Raw genomic sequence first — 17,095 nt, 5'->3', positions numbered from 1 at the left:
ACCCACCCGGTCTGCGGCGGGGCTTCGCTGTCAGGCCGGGGTGGAGTGATCCGCCTCGAACCGAGCCCGGGGCAGGAAGGCCAGCTGGGCGCGCTTGTCCGGCATGTCGATCTCGGAGGCGAAGGTGAAGCCCTCGGCCTCCAGCCGGCGCAGGGCGAACTGATTGCGTACGTCCGGCTCGACGACGATCCGCTGCGCGGCCGGGTCACGGAACAGGAACCGGGCGAGCGCGGGGCCGACGGCGGTGGTCAGGCCCCGGGCGTGGCGCCGGCCGGGGTTGAGCAGCAGGTGCATGCCGATGTCGCCGGGCTGGACGGAGTAGCGTTCGCCGACCGGGTCCGCTTCGGGCTGGTAGGTCTGGAAGAGCCCGACCGGCTCATCGTCGATCATGACCAGGTAGGCGTGGTGCGTCGGCAGGCTGTCGATGAACGCGTAGATCTCGTGCACCTGCTCGAGCGTGTGCGTCCCCATCCCCCAGAACGAGTTGCGTGGCTGGGTCACCCAGCCGTGCAGCAGTTCGGCGTGCCGGTCCGGCTCGACCGGCACGAGCGACAACTCGCCGAAACCGGAGATCTTCTCCTGGTACGTCATGGTGCGCTGTCCTTCGCTACGAGTGCGGACGGGCCGGAGTGAGGGACACACGCATTCCGTCGGACACTCGGATTAGGTTACCCTCCCCTAACAAAGGCTGACCTTACCGGGAGGGTGTGTGAAGCGGAACTGGGAGGCCCTGGTCCTCAAGGCCATGGGAGGCCGGGACTTCCGGTTGACCGTGCTGGGCACCGAGTCGATCGACGGGCACTACCAGCGGTTGCTCCTCGACGGCGGCGGCCTGCTGGAGGCGTGCGGGGTCCACCCGACGATGTGGATCCGGCTGTGGTTCGACAACGACGGCCGCGCACACCAGCGCGCGTACACCCTGGTGGACCCGGACCCCTCCACGGGGCGGTTCACACTCGAGTTCGCCCTCCACGACGGCTGCGCCGCCCGCTGGGCCACGGCGGCGCAGGTCGGTGACACCATCGACGCGACCGTGCAGGGCAGCGGGTTCCACCTGCCGGACCCGGCGCCCGGGCACCTCTACCTGGTCGGCGACGCGGCGTCCCTGCCGGCGGTCAACAGCCTGCTCGACGCGGGGGCCGACATCCCGGCCACGGTCTGGCTCGAGTACGCCCACCAGGGCGAGCAGGCGCTGGCGCCACGGGCCCGGACGCATCACGAGGTGACCTGGGTGCCCCGCCGTGACGCCGGCCAGCACCTGGTCGACACCGTCTGCGGCGCGCTGCCGGCCAGCGACTCGGCGCACTACTGGGTCGCCTGCGAGGCGGCCAGCACCCGCAGCATCACCCGGCACATCCGGCGCACCCTCGGCGTCGACAAGCAGCAGGTCACCTCGCTCGGCTACTGGAGGGCCACGTGAAGGGCCGGCTCGGCACGCTCACCGCTCTGTACGTCACCCAGTACCTCGGCGTCGGTTTCATCACCGTCGGACTGACCGCCATCCTGCGCGACGGTGGCACGTCCCTGGAAACTCTGGCGCTGCTGCAGATCGTGGGTCTGATCTGGCCGATCAAGTTCCTCTGGGCACCCGTCCTCGACCGCTACGGATCCCGGCACCGCGGCCACTACCGGTCCTGGTTGCTGGTGCTCCAGACCGCTCTGGTGCTGGCTCTGCTGGCGCTGCTGCCGTTCTCCCGCCCCGCCGAACAGCTCGGCCCGATCGTCGCCATCTGCGCCGCCTTCGTCTTCTTCTCCGCCACCCAGGACATCGCGGCGGACGCGGTGGCGGTGCGGCTGCTGGCCGAGTCGGCCCGGGGAGTCGGCAACGGGATCCAGGTCGCCGCCAGCTACCTGGGCAACCTGCTCGGCGGCGGCGCCTGCGTGCTCGTCTACGACCGGTTCGGCTGGGTTCCGGCGATCGGCCTGCTGGCCGGGCTGACGGCGGTCGGCCTTGTGGTGGTGTGGCGGTTCCGGGAACCGGCCCGCATCGACCGGGTCGCCCGCATGGCGACGGCCTACCGGGCGCTGCTCTCGGTCTTCGGCCAGCCCGGTTGCCGGTGGTGGACCTTCGGGGTGGTCCCGCTGGTCTACGTCGGTGCGGGGATGGCGTACGCCCTGGTCACGCCCGCGCTTGTGGACGCGGGCTGGTCACTGGGCCGGATCGGTGTGGTGACCGGCGTGGTGACAAGCGTGCCGGCCATCGTGGCCGGTCTGCTCGCCGGGCTCGGGGTCCGGCGGTTCGGGCGCGGCGGCGTGCTGGTCGCCGGCGGCGCCGCCCTGGCGCTGTCGACGATGCTGCTCCTGCCGCTGATGAACGGCCGGGCGCCACTGGGCGGCACGGTCGCGGCCCTCTGCTGTTTCCTGGCGGCCTACACCATCGCCAACGTCGTGCTCTACACGGTCAACATGGACTATTCGCGCCCGGGCAGCGGCGGCACGGACTTCACCGTCCTGTCGTCGTTCGGCCTGGTCTGCTCCTTCGTGGCGGCCTCCGTCGGTCTCGCGGCCGCGGACTGGTTCGGCTACCCGGCGGTCGCCATCGCCTCCATCGTGCTCGTGGTCGCCGGGGTCGCCGCCGGCCTCGCGCACCAGCGGCGGTTCCGTCGCCCGCCCACACCCTTGGTCGGGACGCGCGAGCAGCGGTCCGCGACGGACGGCGCGGCAAGTGTGGCGTAAGCCTCGCCGGATCTTCTTGATCCGAGCAGAGGTTAGGCTAACCTAACTCCGCGGCGCCAGCCGTTCCGTGTCCACCTTGACCCTTGAGGACCTGCCTTGAGCCTGACCGGAAGCACGCTCGACAGCTCGCCGACCGGAGCCGCCGCGGACCTGGCCGCCGCTCGGACCCACCTGTTCAACGCCGGCTCCGTCGCGCACTACCGGCGCATCCTCGCCGCCGGCGTGGAGCGGGTGGCCGACCGGGTGGCCGGGACCGACCGCCCGTTCACCGGCGTCACGCCGGACGCGCTGGCACCCGTGATCGCCGGCATCGACCTGGACCGGCCGCTTCCCGACACCGACGCGGCCCTCGACGAACTGCACGACGTCTGGCTGCGGGACGCGGTCTGGTTCCACCACCCGCGCTACCTGGCGCACCTGAACTGCCCGGTGGTGATTCCGGCACTGCTCGGCGAGGCCGTCCTCAGCGCGGTCAACTCCTCTCTGGACACCTGGGACCAGAGCATCGGCGCAACCCTGATGGAGCGACGGCTCATCGAGTGGACGGCCGGGCGGATCGGCCTCGGCGCCGCCGCCGACGGCGTCTTCACCAGCGGCGGCACCCAGTCGAACCTGCAGGCGATGCTGCTGGCCCGGGAGGAGGCGTACCGCCGGGTGGTCGGGGCGTCCAGCGCACGCCCGGCCCGGGCCGAGGTGCTCGCCCGGCTGCGGATCGTCACCTCCACCGCCGGGCACTTCAGCGTGCAGAAGGCGGCCAAGATGCTCGGTCTCGGCGCCGACGCGGTGCTCACCGTGCCGACCGACGCCGGCCGCCGGGTGCGCACCGACGAGCTCGCCCGCACGATCGACCGCTGCCGCCAGGACGGCCTGGTGGTGATGGCCGTCGTGGCCACCGCCGGCACCACCGACTTCGGCACCATCGACCCGCTGCCCCAGATCGCCGACATCTGCACGGCGGCCGGGGTGTGGCTGCACGTCGACGCCGCATACGGCTGCGGCCTGCTGGTGTCCCCCACCCGACGGCACCTGCTGGACGGCATCGAGCGGGCCGACTCGGTGACCGTCGACTACCACAAGTCCTTCTTCCAGCCGGTCAGCTCCAGCGCGCTTCTGGTGCGCGAAGGCCGGGTGCTGCGCCACGCCACCTGGCACGCCGACTACCTCAACCCCGCCCGGGCCGTCGAGCAGGGCATCCCCAACCAGGTCGACAAGAGCATCCAGACCACGCGCCGGTTCGATGCGTGCAAGCTCTGGTTGACGCTGCGCATCATGGGCCCGGACGCCATCGGCGCGCTCTTCGACCGGGTGGTCGACCTCGCGGCTGAGGTGTGGCAGCTGCTCGAGGCCGATCCCCGCTTCCAGGTGGCGGCCCGGTCACAGCTGAGCACCGTGGTCTTCCGGTACGTCCCGGAGGGGGTCGACCCGACGCTTGTCGACGAGGCCAACCTGCACGCCCGCGAGGCCCTCGCCGCCTCCGGCGCCGCACTGGTGGCCGGCACCAAGGTGGACGGCGCCCACTACCTGAAGTTCACCCTGCTCAACCCCGAGACCACGGCGCAGGACGTCGCCCACGTCCTCGACCTCATCGCCGAGCACGCCGCCTGGTACACCCGCGCCAGCTCGGCCGCCGAGTTGTCCTGCCCGGTCGGCTGACGCCCCGCCGCTTTGGAGAAACGCATGTCGACTCACGACTTCATCGCCATCGGCCTGGGTCCGTACAACCTCGGCCTGGCCTGCCTGACCGCACCGATCGACGACCTGGACGGGGTGTTCCTGGAGGCCCGCGACGGCTTCGACTGGCATCCCGGAATGCTCATCGAATCGACCCGGCTGCAGACGCCGTTCATCGCCGACCTGGTCAGTCTCGCGGACCCGACCTCGCCCTACTCCTTCCTCAACTACCTGAAGGAGAGCGGCCGGCTCTACCCCTTCTACATCCGGGAGAGCTTCTTCCCGCTCCGGGTGGAGTACAACGACTACTGCCGCTGGGCGGCGGCGAAGCTGCCGAACCTGCGCTTCGGGCACACCGTCACCGCCGTCGAGCACGACGCCGCCGACGGCCGCTACGTGGTGCACGCCGACACCGCCGACGGGCCGGTCACCCACCGGGCCCGGCACCTGGTGCTCGGCACCGGCACCCCGCCGTACGTCCCGGACGCCTGCGCCGGCCTCGGTGGCGACCTGATCCACAACTCGCGGTACCTGGAGCACCGCGACGCGCTGCGGACCAAGCGCAGCATCACGATCGTCGGCAGTGGGCAGAGCGCCGCCGAGATCTACCACGACCTGCTCGGCGACCTCGGCACGTACGGCTACCAGCTCAGCTGGGTCACCCGCTCGCCGCGCTTCTTCCCGCTGGAGTACACGAAGCTCACGCTGGAGATGACCTCACCGGACTACGTGGACTACTTCCACGAGCTGCCGGAGGACACCCGCTACCGGCTCGAGACCGAGCAGAAGGGCCTGTTCAAGGGGATCAACTCCGACCTGATCAACGACATCTACGACCTGCTCTACGCCCGCAGCGTCCACGGGCCGGTGCCGACCCGGCTGCTCACCAACACCGAGCTGACCGGCGCCAGCCACGACGCCGCGACCGGCACGTACACGCTCGGACTGCGCCACGTGGAGCAGGGCCGGGACTTCACCCTGGACACCGAGGGGCTGGTGCTGGCCACCGGCTACCACTACCGGCTGCCCGAGTTCCTGGCACCGGTCCGCGACCGGATCCGCTGGGACGGCCACGGCCGCTTCGACGTGGCCCGCAACTACAGCATCGACAACGCCGGCCGGGAGATCTTCCTGCAGAACGCCGGCACCCACACCCACAGCATCACCTCGCCCGACCTGGGTATGGGCCCGTACCGCAACTCGTGGATCATCCGGGAGCTGACCGGCAGCGAGCACTACCCGATCGAGAAGAGCATCGCGTTCCAGGAGTTCGGTGCGCCCGCGGTGGGTGCGCGATGACCGTCCACACCCGGGTCGACGACCGGCTCGGCGAGTTCGCGCTGCGCCCCCTCGACCCCGACGCCGACGCCGCGCTGCTGCACCGCTGGGTGACCGACCCCAAGGCCGCGTTCTGGCTGATGCAGGACGCCGACGTGGCCGGGGTCGCGGCGGAGTACCGGCGGATCGCCGAGCACCCGCACCACGACGCGTACCTCGGCTCGTGGCGCGGCGAGCCGGCGTTCCTGGCCGAACGGTACGACCCCGCCCGGGTCGAACTCGCCGGCCTGTACGACGCCGAGCACGGCGACGTCGGGATGCACTTCCTCTGCGCGCCCACCGACGCGCCGGTGCACGGCTTCACCCGCGCCGTGATCACGACGGTGCTGGACTGGCTCTTCGCCGACCCGGCGACCCGACGGGTGGTCGTCGAACCCGACGTGCGCAACACGGCGGTGCACGCCCTCAACGCCGCCGTCGGCTTCACCGTCGTGGGCCCGATCCGCAAGCCCGAGAAGGAAGCGCTGTTGAGCATCTGCACCCGGGACCAGTTCCTGGCCGCGACCCGGAAGGAGGTGCCCGCGTGAACCCGACCACCGCGGTGGACCACCTGACCCCCGACACCTGGGCGACGGCCAACCGGCTACTGGTACGCAAGGCCCTCGCGGAGTTCGCCCACGAGCGCCTGATCACCCCGGAGCCGACGGGCGCCGGCCGGTGGCTCGTACGCGGTGACGACGACGCCGTGACGTACCGCTTCGCCGCCCAGCGGCTCGCCCTCGACCACTGGCAGATCGACCCGGACAGCATCACCCGGGACCGCGACGGCACGGAGCTCCCGCTCGACGCCGTCGACCTCTGCCTGGAACTGCGCGGCGCGCTCGGGCTCACCGACGCGATCCTGCCGGTCTACCTGGAGGAGATCACGTCCACCCTGGCGGGCACCGCGTACAAGCTCGGCAAGCCGGCGGTCAGCGCCGTCGAACTCGCCCGCGCGGACTTCCAGGCCATCGAGACGGGCATGACCGAGGGGCACCCGTGCTTCGTGGCGAACAACGGCCGCATCGGGTTCGGGGTGCACGAGTACCACCGCTACGCCCCGGAGGCGGCGGCGCCCGTCCGGCTGCTCTGGCTGGCCGCGCACCGCGACCACGCCACCTTCACCAGTGCCGCCGACCTGGACTACGACACCCTGATGCGGGCCGAGTTGGGCGCCGGCACGTTCGACCGTTTCGCGGGCACCCTCACCGGGCTCGGCCTGGATCCGGCCGACTACCTGCTCATCCCGGTGCACCCGTGGCAGTGGTGGAACAAGCTCGCGGTCACGTTCGCCGGTGAGGTGGCCCGGCGCCGGCTGGTCTGCCTCGGCGAGGGACCCGACGAGTACCTCGCCCAGCAGTCGATCCGGACCTTCTTCAACGTCACCGACCCGACGAAGCACTACGTGAAGACCGCGCTGTCGGTGCTGAACATGGGCTTCATGCGGGGCCTGTCCGCCGCTTACATGGAGGCCACCCCCGCGATCAACGACTGGCTGGCCGACCTGATCGACGACGACCCGGTGCTCAAGCGGACCCGCCTGTCGATCATCCGCGAGCGGGCCGCGGTCGGCTACCGGCACCGGCAGTACGAGGCGGCGACCGACCGCTACTCCCCGTACCGGAAGATGTTGGCCGCACTCTGGCGGGAGAGCCCGGTCGGCGCGCTGGAGCCCGGCCGCCGGCTCGCGACCATGGCCTCGCTGCTGCACGTCGACGGCGACGGCCGCTCGCTCGCCGGTGCCCTGATCGCCGAGTCGGGACTGGGCGCGGTGCGGTGGCTGCGCCGCTACCTGGACGCGTACCTGGTGCCCCTGCTGCACAGCCTGTACGCCTACGACCTGGCGTTCATGCCGCACGGCGAGAACGTCATCCTCGTCCTGCAGGCCGGCGCGGTGGAACGGGTGGTCTTCAAGGACATCGCCGAGGAGATCGTGGTGATGGGTCCCGACACGCCGCTGCCGCCGGCGGTGGAGCGGGTCCGGGCGGCCGTTCCGGAGGACGAGAAGATCCTGTCCATCTTCACCGACGTCTTCGACTGTTTCCTCCGCCACCTCGCCGCCATCCTGCACACCGAGGGGGTCCTGGCCGAGGACGACTTCTGGCGGACGGTCGCCGGGTGCGCCGCCGACTACGCCGACAGCGTGCCCCACCTGGCTGACCGGTTGCGACGGCACGACCTGTTCGCCGAGCGGTTCGCGCTGTCCTGCCTCAACCGTCTGCAGCTGCGCAACAACCAGCAGATGGTCGACCTGGCCGATCCGTCCGCCGCGCTTCAGTTCGCCGGCACCCTGACCAACCCGCTCGCCCGCTTCGCGCCGAAACGATGAGCATCGACCCGGCTCCCGTCGCGCCGGCCGGCGCGGTGGGCCGCGCCGGCGACCCGTCGGAGCGCCCGCCGCGCCGGTCCCCCACCCGCTGGCTGATCCTTGCGGTGCTGTGTCTCGCCCAGCTCGTCGTGGTGCTGGACAACACCGTCCTGACCGTGGCGGTGCCGGTGCTGACCGCCGAGCTGGATGCCAGCACCGCCCAGGTGCAGTGGATGATCAACGCGTACGCGCTGGTGCTGTCCGGGCTGCTGCTCACCGCCGGCAGCGCCGCCGACCGGTACGGGCGCCGCCGGATGCTGCTGGTGGGGCTCGTCCTGTTCGGGCTGGGCTCGCTGGCCGCCGGGCTCGCGCGCACCGGTGAGCAGCTGATCGCGGCCCGGGCCGGCATGGGGATCGGCGGTGCCCTGCTGGTCACCGCCACCCTTGCGGTCGCGATGCAGGTCTTCCACGGGGCCGAGCGGTCCCGGGCGATCGGCATCTGGGCGGCCACCAGCGCGCTGGGCTTCGCCGCCGGGCCGCCGATCGGCGGTGCCGTGCTGGCGCACCTGCCCTGGGGTGCCATCTTTCTGATGAACGTCCCGATCGTGCTGGTCTGCCTGGTGGCCGGCCGAGCGCTGGTCCCGGAGTCCCGCGACCCGGCCGGCGGGCGCCTCGACCTCGGCGGCGTGGTTCTGTCCATCGCCGGCCTGACCGCGGTCGTCTGGTCGATCATCGCCGGACCCGAGCGGGGCTGGACGTCGGTCGAGGTGCTCGGTGCGGCCGCCGCCGGTCTGCTCCTGCTCGCGCTCTTCGTCCACTGGGAGCGGCGGGTCGCGGATCCCATGCTGGACATGGCCTTCTTCCGGGACCGCCGGTTCGTGGGCGCGGTCTCCGGCGTCGTCCTGATCACCTTCGGGGCCACCGGCGCGCTCTTCCTGCTCACCCAGCAGCTGCAGTTCGTCCGGGGCTACTCCGCCTGGGAGGCGGGCCTGCGGATGGCGCCGTTCGCGCTGTCCATCGTGCTGCTCAACGTCAGTGGCGCCGCCGCGCTGGCGATCCGCCGGCTCGGCCTCCCGGCCGCCATCGCGGTCGGCATGTCGCTGCTCGCGGGGGGCCTGGCGCTCGTCACGCACGGCCCGTCCGAGGGTTACGCCGGGCTGCTGGCCGGGCTCCTCGTCATGGGTACGGGCTGCGCACTGGCCAACCCGGCGATCGTCGAGGCGGTGATGAGCGCGATCCCGACCGAGAAGGCCGGCGCCGGAGCCGGCGTCGACGGCACCATGACCGAGGTCGGCAGCAGTCTCGGCATCGCGGTGCTCGGGGCGGTGCTGAACGCCCGGTTCACCGCCCTGCTGCCCGCGGCCCTGGCCGGCGCCGGGTCGTTCCCGGCCGCCCTCGCCGCGGCCGGGCCGGACGGGGAGACCGTCACCGCCGCCTTCGCCGACGCGCTGTCGACCGGTCAGACGGTGGGCGCGGTCGCCGTCCTGGCAGGTGGGCTGGTCGCCGCCGGACTGCTGCACCGGGCGGAGCGGCTGGGCGCGTCGGGCCAGGAGGGTGGATGCGGCTCTACCTCACCGCGCTGAACCCCACCGACGCCGTCCTGGAGGGATTCCTACCAGCGGCGTCCGTGCTCGGCCTACCGGTCACCGTGCTGACCGACCGGCCGGAACAGTGGCCCGCCGACGTGCTGACGGTCCGCTGCGCGGTCCGGGACCCGGCCGCCGTGGTCGCGGCGACAGCAGCGGCCCGACCGGCGGCGCTGCTGTCCAACAGCGACCATCTCCAGGCGGCGACCGCGGTCGCCGCCCGCGAGCTCGGCCTGCCCGGAAAGGATCCCGACGCGGCGCGGCTCTGCAAGGACAAGGCCGCCGCCCGCGCGGCCGTCGCCGCCGCCGGGATCGACGCGGTCCGCGCCGTCGCCGTGGACCCCGGCGCCGCGCCCGCCGTGCCCGCCGGGATTTTCCCCGCCGTGGTCAAGCCCCGCGACGGAGTGGCCAGCGAGGACGCCTACCTGGTGGCCGACCGGCGCGAGTTGGCCGCGCGGGTCGCCGAGATTCGCGGCCGCCGGCCCGAGGTCGCGCTGGTCGTCGAGGAGTACCTGGCCGGCGAGCTGCGCACCTGCGAGACCCTCGGCGACGGCACCGGCCTGGCCACCCTCGGCGGCTGGCGCACCGGTCTCGGCCCGCCGCCCACCTTCACCGAGGTCAGCCTCGACTGGTCGCCGCCCTCGGAGCGGGACAGCAGCCAGCTGCGGGCCCGGCTCGACGCGCTCGGCGTGGGTTTCGGCGCCTGCCACACCGAGTACGTGGTGCACGGCGACCGGGTGCGGCTCATCGAGGTGAACTACCGCCTGATCGGTGACCGGATGGACCTGATCCTCGCCGAACTGCTCGACGTCCCGCTGTTCGAACACGTCATCCGGCTGCACCTCGGTGAGCCGCTGACCGCACTCGACCTGCCCGTCGCGACCGCCACCGGCCGCCACGCCCGGGTCGAGTACGTCTGCGCCGACCGGTCGGGCCGGCTCGCGGCCGCGCCCGGCCGGCTGGACACCGTCGTGGACGGCGTACGGCTGAGCTGCCGGCCGATGCGCGAGGTCGGCCGGTCCGCCGCCCGAACCGGGACCAACCGCGACTACCTCGCCGCGCTGTACGCCATCGGGCCGGACCGGGGCACTGTCCACAACGCGCTGGCCGCCTTCCGGCGGGACCTCCGGTGGACGATGGTCGAGTGACCGACGACAGCGAGCGGGAGGTGTTCACGCGGGTGCTCGACGCGCTGCTCCGGGAGGACCATCTCGGCCTGCTCACCCGCGGCCGCCCGGGCGGGCCCGGCTGGTGGGAGGTGCCGCACGCGGGCGGGCTGCTGCGGATCCCGGTGCGCGCGGACGGGTTCCAGCAGTTCCTCCGCACCGCCGCACCCGTGGTGGACGTGGTCGCCGACGGCCGGGTGCAACGCCGGGCGGACACGGTGGACGGTCTGCTCGCGCTGCTCGCGCCGGACGGCGACCCGGAGGCCGAGGCCGGCTGGCAGGTCCTCGCCGCCGAGTGCCGGTCGGACCTGCGGGCCCGCCGGTCCGCCGCCCGGGCCCGGTCGCGGGTCTTCGCCGCGATCGTGGCCGAGCGCGAGGCCACACCCACCGGAATGCCGGCGGCGCTGCTCGACGACGTGCTGGCCGCGTACGCGGGCCATCCGGTCTACCCCACCGACCGGTGCCGGCACGGGCTCGACGACGACGACCTGCGCCGGTACGCCCCGGAACACGCACCGCGCTTCGAGCTGCGCTGGTACGGCACGCCGATCGACGCGGTACGGCTGACCGGCGACCTTCCCACGTGGTGGCCCGGCCCGGAGCGCGACGACCAGATGCTGATGCCGGTGCACCCGCTCACCGCGGCACGGTACGCGCTGCCGGTCACCGACCGGCCGGCGATCGCCGTACGACCCACCCTGTCGATGCGGACCGTGGCGCTGGCACACGACCCGGGCACCCATCTGAAGCTGCCGCTGCCGACCGCGACCCTCGGCGCCCGGAACCGGCGGACACTGCAGCCGGACGCGCTGGCCGACGGTGCGGCCGTCGCCGCCCTGCTCGACGGCATCGCCGCCGGGGAACCGGCCTTCGCCGGCCGCGTCCGGCACGCCGACGAGCGGACGTTCGGGCACGTCGGCGGCGACGAGCGGCTCGGCTTCCTGCTGCGCCGGTTCCCGCCCGACCTGGCCGGGGTGCGGGTGGTGCCGGTCGCCGCGCTCGCCGCACCCGACCCGGTGGGCGGCACCGTGCTGGAACGGATCAGCCCCGGGCGCCCCGGCGCGGTCCTGGAGTCCTACCTGGACCTGCTGATCGACTGGCACGTCTGCCTGTGGCTACGCTACGGCGTGGCTCTGGAGGCGCATCCGCAGAACATCCACCTGCTGGTGCACTCGGACGGTACGGTCGGTCTGCTCTACAAGGACAACGACGGTGCCCGGCTGGACCGGCGGCACCGACGGCCCGGCGGGCCGTCCCTGCGGGACGGCCGGATGTGGGCGGGCGACCCACAGGAACTGGCCGACATGTTCATCACCATCACCCTGCACCTGGCCGCTGCCGCGCCGCTGTTCGCCCTCGCCGCGCGGGGAGTCCCGGTCCCGTCGCCGGCGGCCGCGCTGGGGCCCCGGCTCGCCGCGGCCCGGGACCGCTGGGGCGACGCGGCAACGGCCCGCTACTTCACCGACCGGGTGCTGCGGGCCGCCCACCTTCCGGTCAAGGCGATGCTCACCGCCGGCACCCTGTTACCGAAACAGCGGCTCGGCTGCGCCGACATCAACAAGTACTACCGGCGTACCGGCCCCAACTACCTGCGGGAGACGCGATGACGCGCACCGTGCTGGACGCCCCGGCGCGCTCCGCCACCGACCGCCGGGCCGACCTGGCCGCCGCGCACGCCGTCTTCGGCTGCCTGGTACGTGAGCTCGCCCTGCCCGACGGTGCGGTGACCGTCGGCGGTGGCCGGGCCCGCCTCCGGCTGCGGCACACCGGTGCGACGCTGCGCTGCGCCGTCGCGCGGGTCTCGCCGCTGGGCGCCCACCGCTACCGCGGACCGGTGCAGCGGCTGGCCGGCGGCGACCGGTGGGCGGACCTGCCGGCTGCCGCGCTTGCCGACCTGGTCGCGACGGAGCTCACCGCCCGCACCGGCCGTACCAACGACGAGTTCCTCGGGCAGGTGCGGGCCAGCCGCGACGCGATCGCCCGGCTGCTGGCCGAGCGGCCGGCCCGGGATCCCGCACCCAGCGGAGAGCCGGCCATCGACGCGTACGTGGACTCCGAACAGTCCCTGGTCTTCGGCCATCCGCACCACCCCACGCCGAAGTGGCGCAGCGGCGACCCGGACGGCTGGCGGTCGTACGCGCCGGAGCTACGCACCACGTTCCGGTTGCACTGGCTGGCGGTCCCGGACGAGCTGGCCGCCGACGCCGGGCCGTTCGACCCGCTGGTGGCGGGCCTCGACCCGCCACGGCCGCCGGCCGGGCACCGGGTGCTGCCCGTACACCCCTGGCAGCTCGCGTTGCGCCCGGCGGTGCTACCACCCCACGTCCGCCGGCTCGGCCCCGGCGGGGTCACGGTACGGCCGACGGCAAGCGTCCGCACCCTCTACGCCCCCGCCGCCGACCTGTTCCTCAAGACCAGCCTGCACGTGCGGATCACCAACTGCCTGCGCAAGAACGCCCGGTACGAACTCACCGGAGCGGTCGCCCTGACCGAGCTGCTGTCCGGTGTGCCGCTACCGGCCGGCGTCGCGCTGCTCACCGAACCCGCCTACCGAACGGTCGACGTGCCGGGCGCGGACGAGGCGTACGGCTCGATCCTGCGCACCGGCCTGCGCCCGCACCTCGGCCCCGGGGAGACGCCGCTGCTGGCGGCGGCGCTGGCCGCCGCGCCGCTGCCGGTGCCGGACCCGGTGGCCTGGTGGTCGGCGTACGTCGCGCTGCTCGTGCCGGCGGTGCTGGGCTGCTGGATCGGGCACGGCGTCGTGCACGAGGCACACCTGCAGAACGTGGTGGTGGTGCTCGACCGTGAGCGCCGGCCGGTCCGGATGCTCCTGCGGGACCTGGAGGGGGTGAAGCTGGACACCAGCCGATGGGCCGGCTGGCCGGACGGCGTACCGCGGCAGGCCGGCTACGGTCCCCGGGACGCCCGCCGCCGCGTCGTCTACTGCCTGTTCGTCAACCACCTCGCCGGCATCTGCGGGGCGCTCGCCGACGCGACCCCGGGTGTCGAGCCGCGGCTGTGGCAGGAGCTGCGGGCGGTGGTCGCGGCCGTCAGCGCCGACCTCGGCGAACCGGCGGAGCTGCGGGCGCTGCTGACCGGGGAGCCGCTGGTCGCCAAGGCGAACCTGCTGGTCCGGTGGCGGCGCGAAGCCGACCGGACCGCGCCGTTCGTGCCGGTGCCGAACCCGCTCGGCCGGCCCCGGTGACCCGGCCGGTCTACGTCCACGACCTCGACGGGCTGGCGGCGCACGCCCGGGCCGTCCGGGCGGCGCTGCCGCCACGGGTCGAGCTGCTCTACGCGGTCAAGGCGAATCCCGAGCCGGACGTGCTGCGGGTGCTCGCCCCGACCGTAGACGGGTTCGAGACCGCCAGCCGCGGCGAACTGCGTCGACTCGCCGAGGTGCTGCCGGACCGGACGCCCGCCGCGTACGCCGGCCCCGGCAAGACCGACCGGGACCTGGCCGCCGCCCTCGCCGCCGGGGTGGCCCGCATCCACGTGGAATCCCCGGCGGAGCTGCGGCGCCTCGGCGCGCTGGCCGTGGCCGCCGGCACCACCGCCCGGGTGCTGCTGCGGGTGAACCTGCCGGTGGACGCGCCCGGGGCGAGCCTGGTCATGGGCGGCGGGCCGAGCCCGTTCGGCATGGAGCCGGCCGACGCCGTGGCGTGCGCCCGCCGCCCGCCCGCCGGGATCGAGGTACGGGGCGTGCACGCACACCTGGCCAGTGGGCTGGACGCCCCACTCGCCGGCGCGGTCGCCGCCGCCGTGGTCCGCTGGTCGGTCGACCAGATCGACGCCGCGGAGGTCGACGTGGGCGGCGGCATGGCCGTCGACTACACCGACCCGGCGGCCCGGTTCGACTGGGCCGGGTACGGCCGGATGCTGGCGCGGATCCTGGACGCGCACCCACGGCTGCGGTTGCGCATCGAGCCGGGCCGGTCGGTCACCGCCTACAGCGGGTCGTACCTGACCGAGGTGATCGACGTGAAGCGCTCGCACGGCGAGTGGTTCGCGGTGGTGGCGGGCGGCACGCACCACCTGCGTACGCCAGCCGCGAAGGGGCATGCGCAGCCGTTCACGGTGCACCGGCGGGCGGACGCGGCAGGTCCGCGTACCGACGGTGGGCCGGTCACCGTCGTCGGGCAGCTGTGCACCCCCAAGGACGTGCTGTCCCGGTCGGTCACGGCCGGTCCGGTCGGGGTGGGTGACGTGCTGGTCTTCGCCATGGCCGGCGCGTACGCCTGGAACATCAGCCACCGGGACTTCCTGCTGCACGAGCCACCGGTGTTCCGCACCGGCGATCCGCAGCGGGTGGCCGCCGAGTGGGCGGCCCGGCCGTACGGTCGCCGGTGACCGGCGGCGAGCGACCGGCGTCCGGGCGCGAACCGCCGCCCGCGCCGCGGCCCTTCATGGCGCGACCCGCGCCGACCGCCCTGTACCGAGGAGTGCCCGTGCCGTACGTCTTCCTGCTCGCCGCCATCGCGGCCGAGGTCTTCGCCACCAGCATGCTCAAGGTGACCGACGGTTTCAGCCGGCTCTGGCCGACGGTCGCCTGCCTGGCCGGGTACCTGGTCTCCTTCGCCGCGCTGTCGCAGGCGGTGCGGCACATCCCGGTCGGCGTCGCGTACGCGCTCTGGTCGGCCCTGGGCACCGCGGCGATCGTCGCCATCGGCGCGGCCTTCCTCGACGAGCCGATCACCGGAGTGAAGGTAGTCGGGGTCAGCCTCATCGTCGCCGGTGTGGTGACGCTCAACGTGGGCGGGGCGACGGCGCACTGACGGGCCAGGCTCCCGAAATCTTCGTTCCCGGAGCAACCCCGGCACCTGGACCCGGCGTGACTATCTCGAACCGGAGATCGGAGGCCTGGACGGGCCAGCGTAACGCGGCGTTTACCCTCTGGCCGCTACTAATCGCTCAATGGGGCTTTGAGTGGGCCCGGGCATGGCCGGAACCAGCGCCAATGGTGGCGACATAGGAGCCGGGAAATCGCTTATGGTGCGGGCTCCTCGGGTGTCGACCCGGTGGCGGCCCAGGTGTCATGCTGACCTGATGAGCGGACTTACGCGGGATGAGCTGCTGGCGCTTCTGAGGGTTGTGATGTTGGTCCAGGCCGATGCGATGCTGGGTTCGCTTCACGGCAAGACGCTGCGCAAGCTCGCGGAAGCCTTCGCCGAGTTCGAGGAACTGGCGCCAGTGGAGCCGGACGTTAAGCGGGTCATTCAGGGTCTTGAGCGGCTCAACCATCGCCTGAGGCTGAGCATGGGAGAGAGCGTGCTGCCAGAAGATGCCCGGCCACTGGCGTGACCGGGCATAATGTTGCACTGGTGGTGGGGTTATCGCTGCGGGGTTCCGCCGCCTCCGCTGCCTGCCGAAAGGGTGATGCAGTCGTAGTCGCTGCCGGTCACCTTGGCGGTGTTTCCGTTCGATGAGACGTAGTAGTAGGCGTATCCGATGGTGTCAACGCAGATTCGCACGGTGCTCGTGATGGGCCAGCGTGCGAGGTAGGTCGGGCCGGACCGCTCGCAACTGCTAATCGTGGTCGTCGCACCCTGGCAGTACGCGCTGCCGGTCTTGACGACCGTGCCGCTGTTGTTGCGGATCTTCCACTCCAGGTTGAGCCTGCGGTACGCCTGGTTGCTCGTGGCCCAACCGTTCATCAGGCCAGAGGTGTAGACGTTGGCGTCACAGACCTTGACGCCGCTCTGGGTCGCGCAGGAGGCAGTGCCCTGCCAGATCGAACCGGAGACGTTGCCAGGGCCGGGTGCTGGCCAGGTGGCGAACGTTCCGTTCTCCGGGTCGGCGGAGGCTGGGGCGGCCATGAGTGACAGCGCGGCGATGCAGATTGCCATGGTCGTGACGGCGGCTCTGATCAGTCGGGCGGTCGGGTGAACCGGGTTACGTGAGGACATGCTGGAACCTTTCGTGGCTTCCTTGGGGTGTTGGAAGATCCGTTCTCCGAGTTCGTGTCCATGTCGCTTCGAGAGGGCCGCGAGGGCTACGGGTGGACGGAGGTCCCCGCGCTCGCGGCGCATTGTCGTCCCTCACTGCGGTCCTCCGCGTGCCCGAGCCCAGGCGAGAAACCGTTCCGTCAGGTCTTGCGGCTTGCTCGGGTTAAGCTGGGCGAGCTGATCGCGCGCCTCGGCCATCTGCTGAGCCAGGTAGACCATCAGGCCCGTGCGGTCCCCCCGGTACTCGACGAGCAGGGACAGACGGGCCGGCTGGCAGGGCCACTCCGCGCCGCAACTCCGGCACCGCCAGAGTGGACGCATCGGGGTGTGAGGTCACGTCCGCGCTGGTGGTGTAGGAGACGGCCATCGCGGGATCCGGTTTGATGTTATGCGGCGATCGGTGCCGGGTCGGTCTGGTCGGTGTCG

The 17,095-nt window shown here is 72.7% G+C and carries 15 protein-coding genes; 13 read left to right on the top strand and 2 right to left on the bottom strand.

The genetic code is table 11. The annotated features are described in order from the left end of the window. Nucleotides 1-30: 30 nt before the first annotated feature. A complete protein-coding gene (locus tag ABTW87_RS06180; RefSeq protein WP_350649027.1) occupies nt 31-591 on the bottom strand; it encodes a GNAT family N-acetyltransferase in 561 nt (186 codons plus the stop codon). A 118-nt stretch (nt 592-709) separates the two neighbouring features. On the opposite strand from ABTW87_RS06180, the gene ABTW87_RS06175 reads away from it, so the two are divergent. From ABTW87_RS06175 to ABTW87_RS06115, 13 genes are all read left to right on the top strand, one after another. After that, a complete protein-coding gene (locus tag ABTW87_RS06175; protein WP_350649025.1) occupies nt 710-1,420 on the top strand; it encodes a siderophore-interacting protein in 711 nt (236 codons plus the stop codon). Then, nucleotides 1,417-2,676, top strand: a complete 1,260-nt coding sequence (locus tag ABTW87_RS06170; protein WP_350649023.1) for an MFS transporter — start codon at nt 1,417-1,419, stop codon at nt 2,674-2,676. The genes ABTW87_RS06175 and ABTW87_RS06170 overlap by 4 nt, the downstream gene beginning before the upstream one ends. Nucleotides 2,677-2,772: 96 nt before the next feature. Further along, entirely contained in the window at nt 2,773-4,329 is a 1,557-nt protein-coding gene (locus tag ABTW87_RS06165) for a pyridoxal phosphate-dependent decarboxylase family protein (RefSeq protein ID WP_350649021.1), read from the top strand. Nucleotides 4,330-4,353: 24 nt separating this feature from the next. After that, entirely contained in the window at nt 4,354-5,646 is a 1,293-nt protein-coding gene (locus ABTW87_RS06160) for a lysine N(6)-hydroxylase/L-ornithine N(5)-oxygenase family protein (RefSeq protein ID WP_350649019.1), read from the top strand. Further along, nucleotides 5,643-6,212 carry a GNAT family N-acetyltransferase gene (locus tag ABTW87_RS06155; protein WP_350649017.1) on the top strand — a complete coding sequence of 190 codons (570 nt, stop codon included), beginning with the start codon at nt 5,643-5,645 and terminating at the stop codon, nt 6,210-6,212. The genes ABTW87_RS06160 and ABTW87_RS06155 overlap by 4 nt, the downstream gene beginning before the upstream one ends. Then, nucleotides 6,209-7,993 (top strand): IucA/IucC family protein, encoded by a 1,785-nt coding sequence (locus tag ABTW87_RS06150; protein WP_350649015.1) that lies wholly within the window; start codon nt 6,209-6,211, stop codon nt 7,991-7,993. The genes ABTW87_RS06155 and ABTW87_RS06150 overlap by 4 nt, the downstream gene beginning before the upstream one ends. Beyond that, on the top strand, nt 7,990-9,555 hold the full coding sequence (locus ABTW87_RS06145) for an MFS transporter (RefSeq protein WP_350649013.1): 1,566 nt from the start codon (nt 7,990-7,992) through the stop codon (nt 9,553-9,555). The genes ABTW87_RS06150 and ABTW87_RS06145 overlap by 4 nt, the downstream gene beginning before the upstream one ends. Beyond that, nucleotides 9,531-10,706 (top strand): ATP-grasp domain-containing protein, encoded by a 1,176-nt coding sequence (locus tag ABTW87_RS06140; protein WP_350649011.1) that lies wholly within the window; start codon nt 9,531-9,533, stop codon nt 10,704-10,706. The genes ABTW87_RS06145 and ABTW87_RS06140 overlap by 25 nt, the downstream gene beginning before the upstream one ends. Then, complete coding sequence (locus tag ABTW87_RS06135; protein WP_350649009.1) at nt 10,703-12,331, top strand: IucA/IucC family protein; 1,629 nt, start codon at nt 10,703-10,705, stop codon at nt 12,329-12,331. The genes ABTW87_RS06140 and ABTW87_RS06135 overlap by 4 nt, the downstream gene beginning before the upstream one ends. Beyond that, on the top strand, nt 12,328-13,929 hold the full coding sequence (locus tag ABTW87_RS06130) for an IucA/IucC family protein (RefSeq protein ID WP_350649007.1): 1,602 nt from the start codon (nt 12,328-12,330) through the stop codon (nt 13,927-13,929). Before ABTW87_RS06135 ends, ABTW87_RS06130 begins: the two co-directional genes overlap by 4 nt. Next, nucleotides 13,926-15,074, top strand: a complete 1,149-nt coding sequence (locus ABTW87_RS06125) for an alanine racemase (protein ID WP_350649005.1) — start codon at nt 13,926-13,928, stop codon at nt 15,072-15,074. The genes ABTW87_RS06130 and ABTW87_RS06125 overlap by 4 nt, the downstream gene beginning before the upstream one ends. Before the next feature lie 98 nt (nt 15,075-15,172). Continuing rightward, complete coding sequence (locus ABTW87_RS06120; RefSeq protein WP_350649004.1) at nt 15,173-15,499, top strand: DMT family transporter; 327 nt, start codon at nt 15,173-15,175, stop codon at nt 15,497-15,499. 271 nt (nt 15,500-15,770) lie between these two features. Beyond that, nucleotides 15,771-16,025 (top strand): hypothetical protein, encoded by a 255-nt coding sequence (locus ABTW87_RS06115; protein WP_350649003.1) that lies wholly within the window; start codon nt 15,771-15,773, stop codon nt 16,023-16,025. 29 nt (nt 16,026-16,054) lie between these two features. Here the strand turns inward: ABTW87_RS06115 and ABTW87_RS06110 are convergent, their stop codons facing one another. Continuing rightward, complete coding sequence (locus ABTW87_RS06110) at nt 16,055-16,630, bottom strand: hypothetical protein (RefSeq protein WP_350649001.1); 576 nt, start codon at nt 16,628-16,630, stop codon at nt 16,055-16,057. Between the last annotated feature and the right edge of the window lie 465 nt (nt 16,631-17,095).

The sequence above is a fragment of the Micromonospora sp. NPDC126480 genome (assembly GCF_040302465.1).
Classification (GTDB): Bacteria; Actinomycetota; Actinomycetes; order Mycobacteriales; family Micromonosporaceae; genus Micromonospora.
This window is presented reverse-complemented; position numbering and strand designations above follow the sequence as displayed.

Coding starts and splice junctions, on each gene's coding strand:
- ABTW87_RS06145 (WP_350649013.1), top strand. CDS start 7,990: ATGAGCATCGACCCGGCTCCCGTCGCGCCGGCCGGCGCGGTGGGCCGC.
- ABTW87_RS06115 (WP_350649003.1), top strand. CDS start 15,771: ATGAGCGGACTTACGCGGGATGAGCTGCTGGCGCTTCTGAGGGTTGTG.
- ABTW87_RS06140 (WP_350649011.1), top strand. CDS start 9,531: ATGCGGCTCTACCTCACCGCGCTGAACCCCACCGACGCCGTCCTGGAG.
- ABTW87_RS06110 (WP_350649001.1), bottom strand. CDS start 16,630: ATGTCCTCACGTAACCCGGTTCACCCGACCGCCCGACTGATCAGAGCC.
- ABTW87_RS06130 (WP_350649007.1), top strand. CDS start 12,328: ATGACGCGCACCGTGCTGGACGCCCCGGCGCGCTCCGCCACCGACCGC.
- ABTW87_RS06180 (WP_350649027.1), bottom strand. CDS start 591: ATGACGTACCAGGAGAAGATCTCCGGTTTCGGCGAGTTGTCGCTCGTG.
- ABTW87_RS06155 (WP_350649017.1), top strand. CDS start 5,643: ATGACCGTCCACACCCGGGTCGACGACCGGCTCGGCGAGTTCGCGCTG.
- ABTW87_RS06160 (WP_350649019.1), top strand. CDS start 4,354: ATGTCGACTCACGACTTCATCGCCATCGGCCTGGGTCCGTACAACCTC.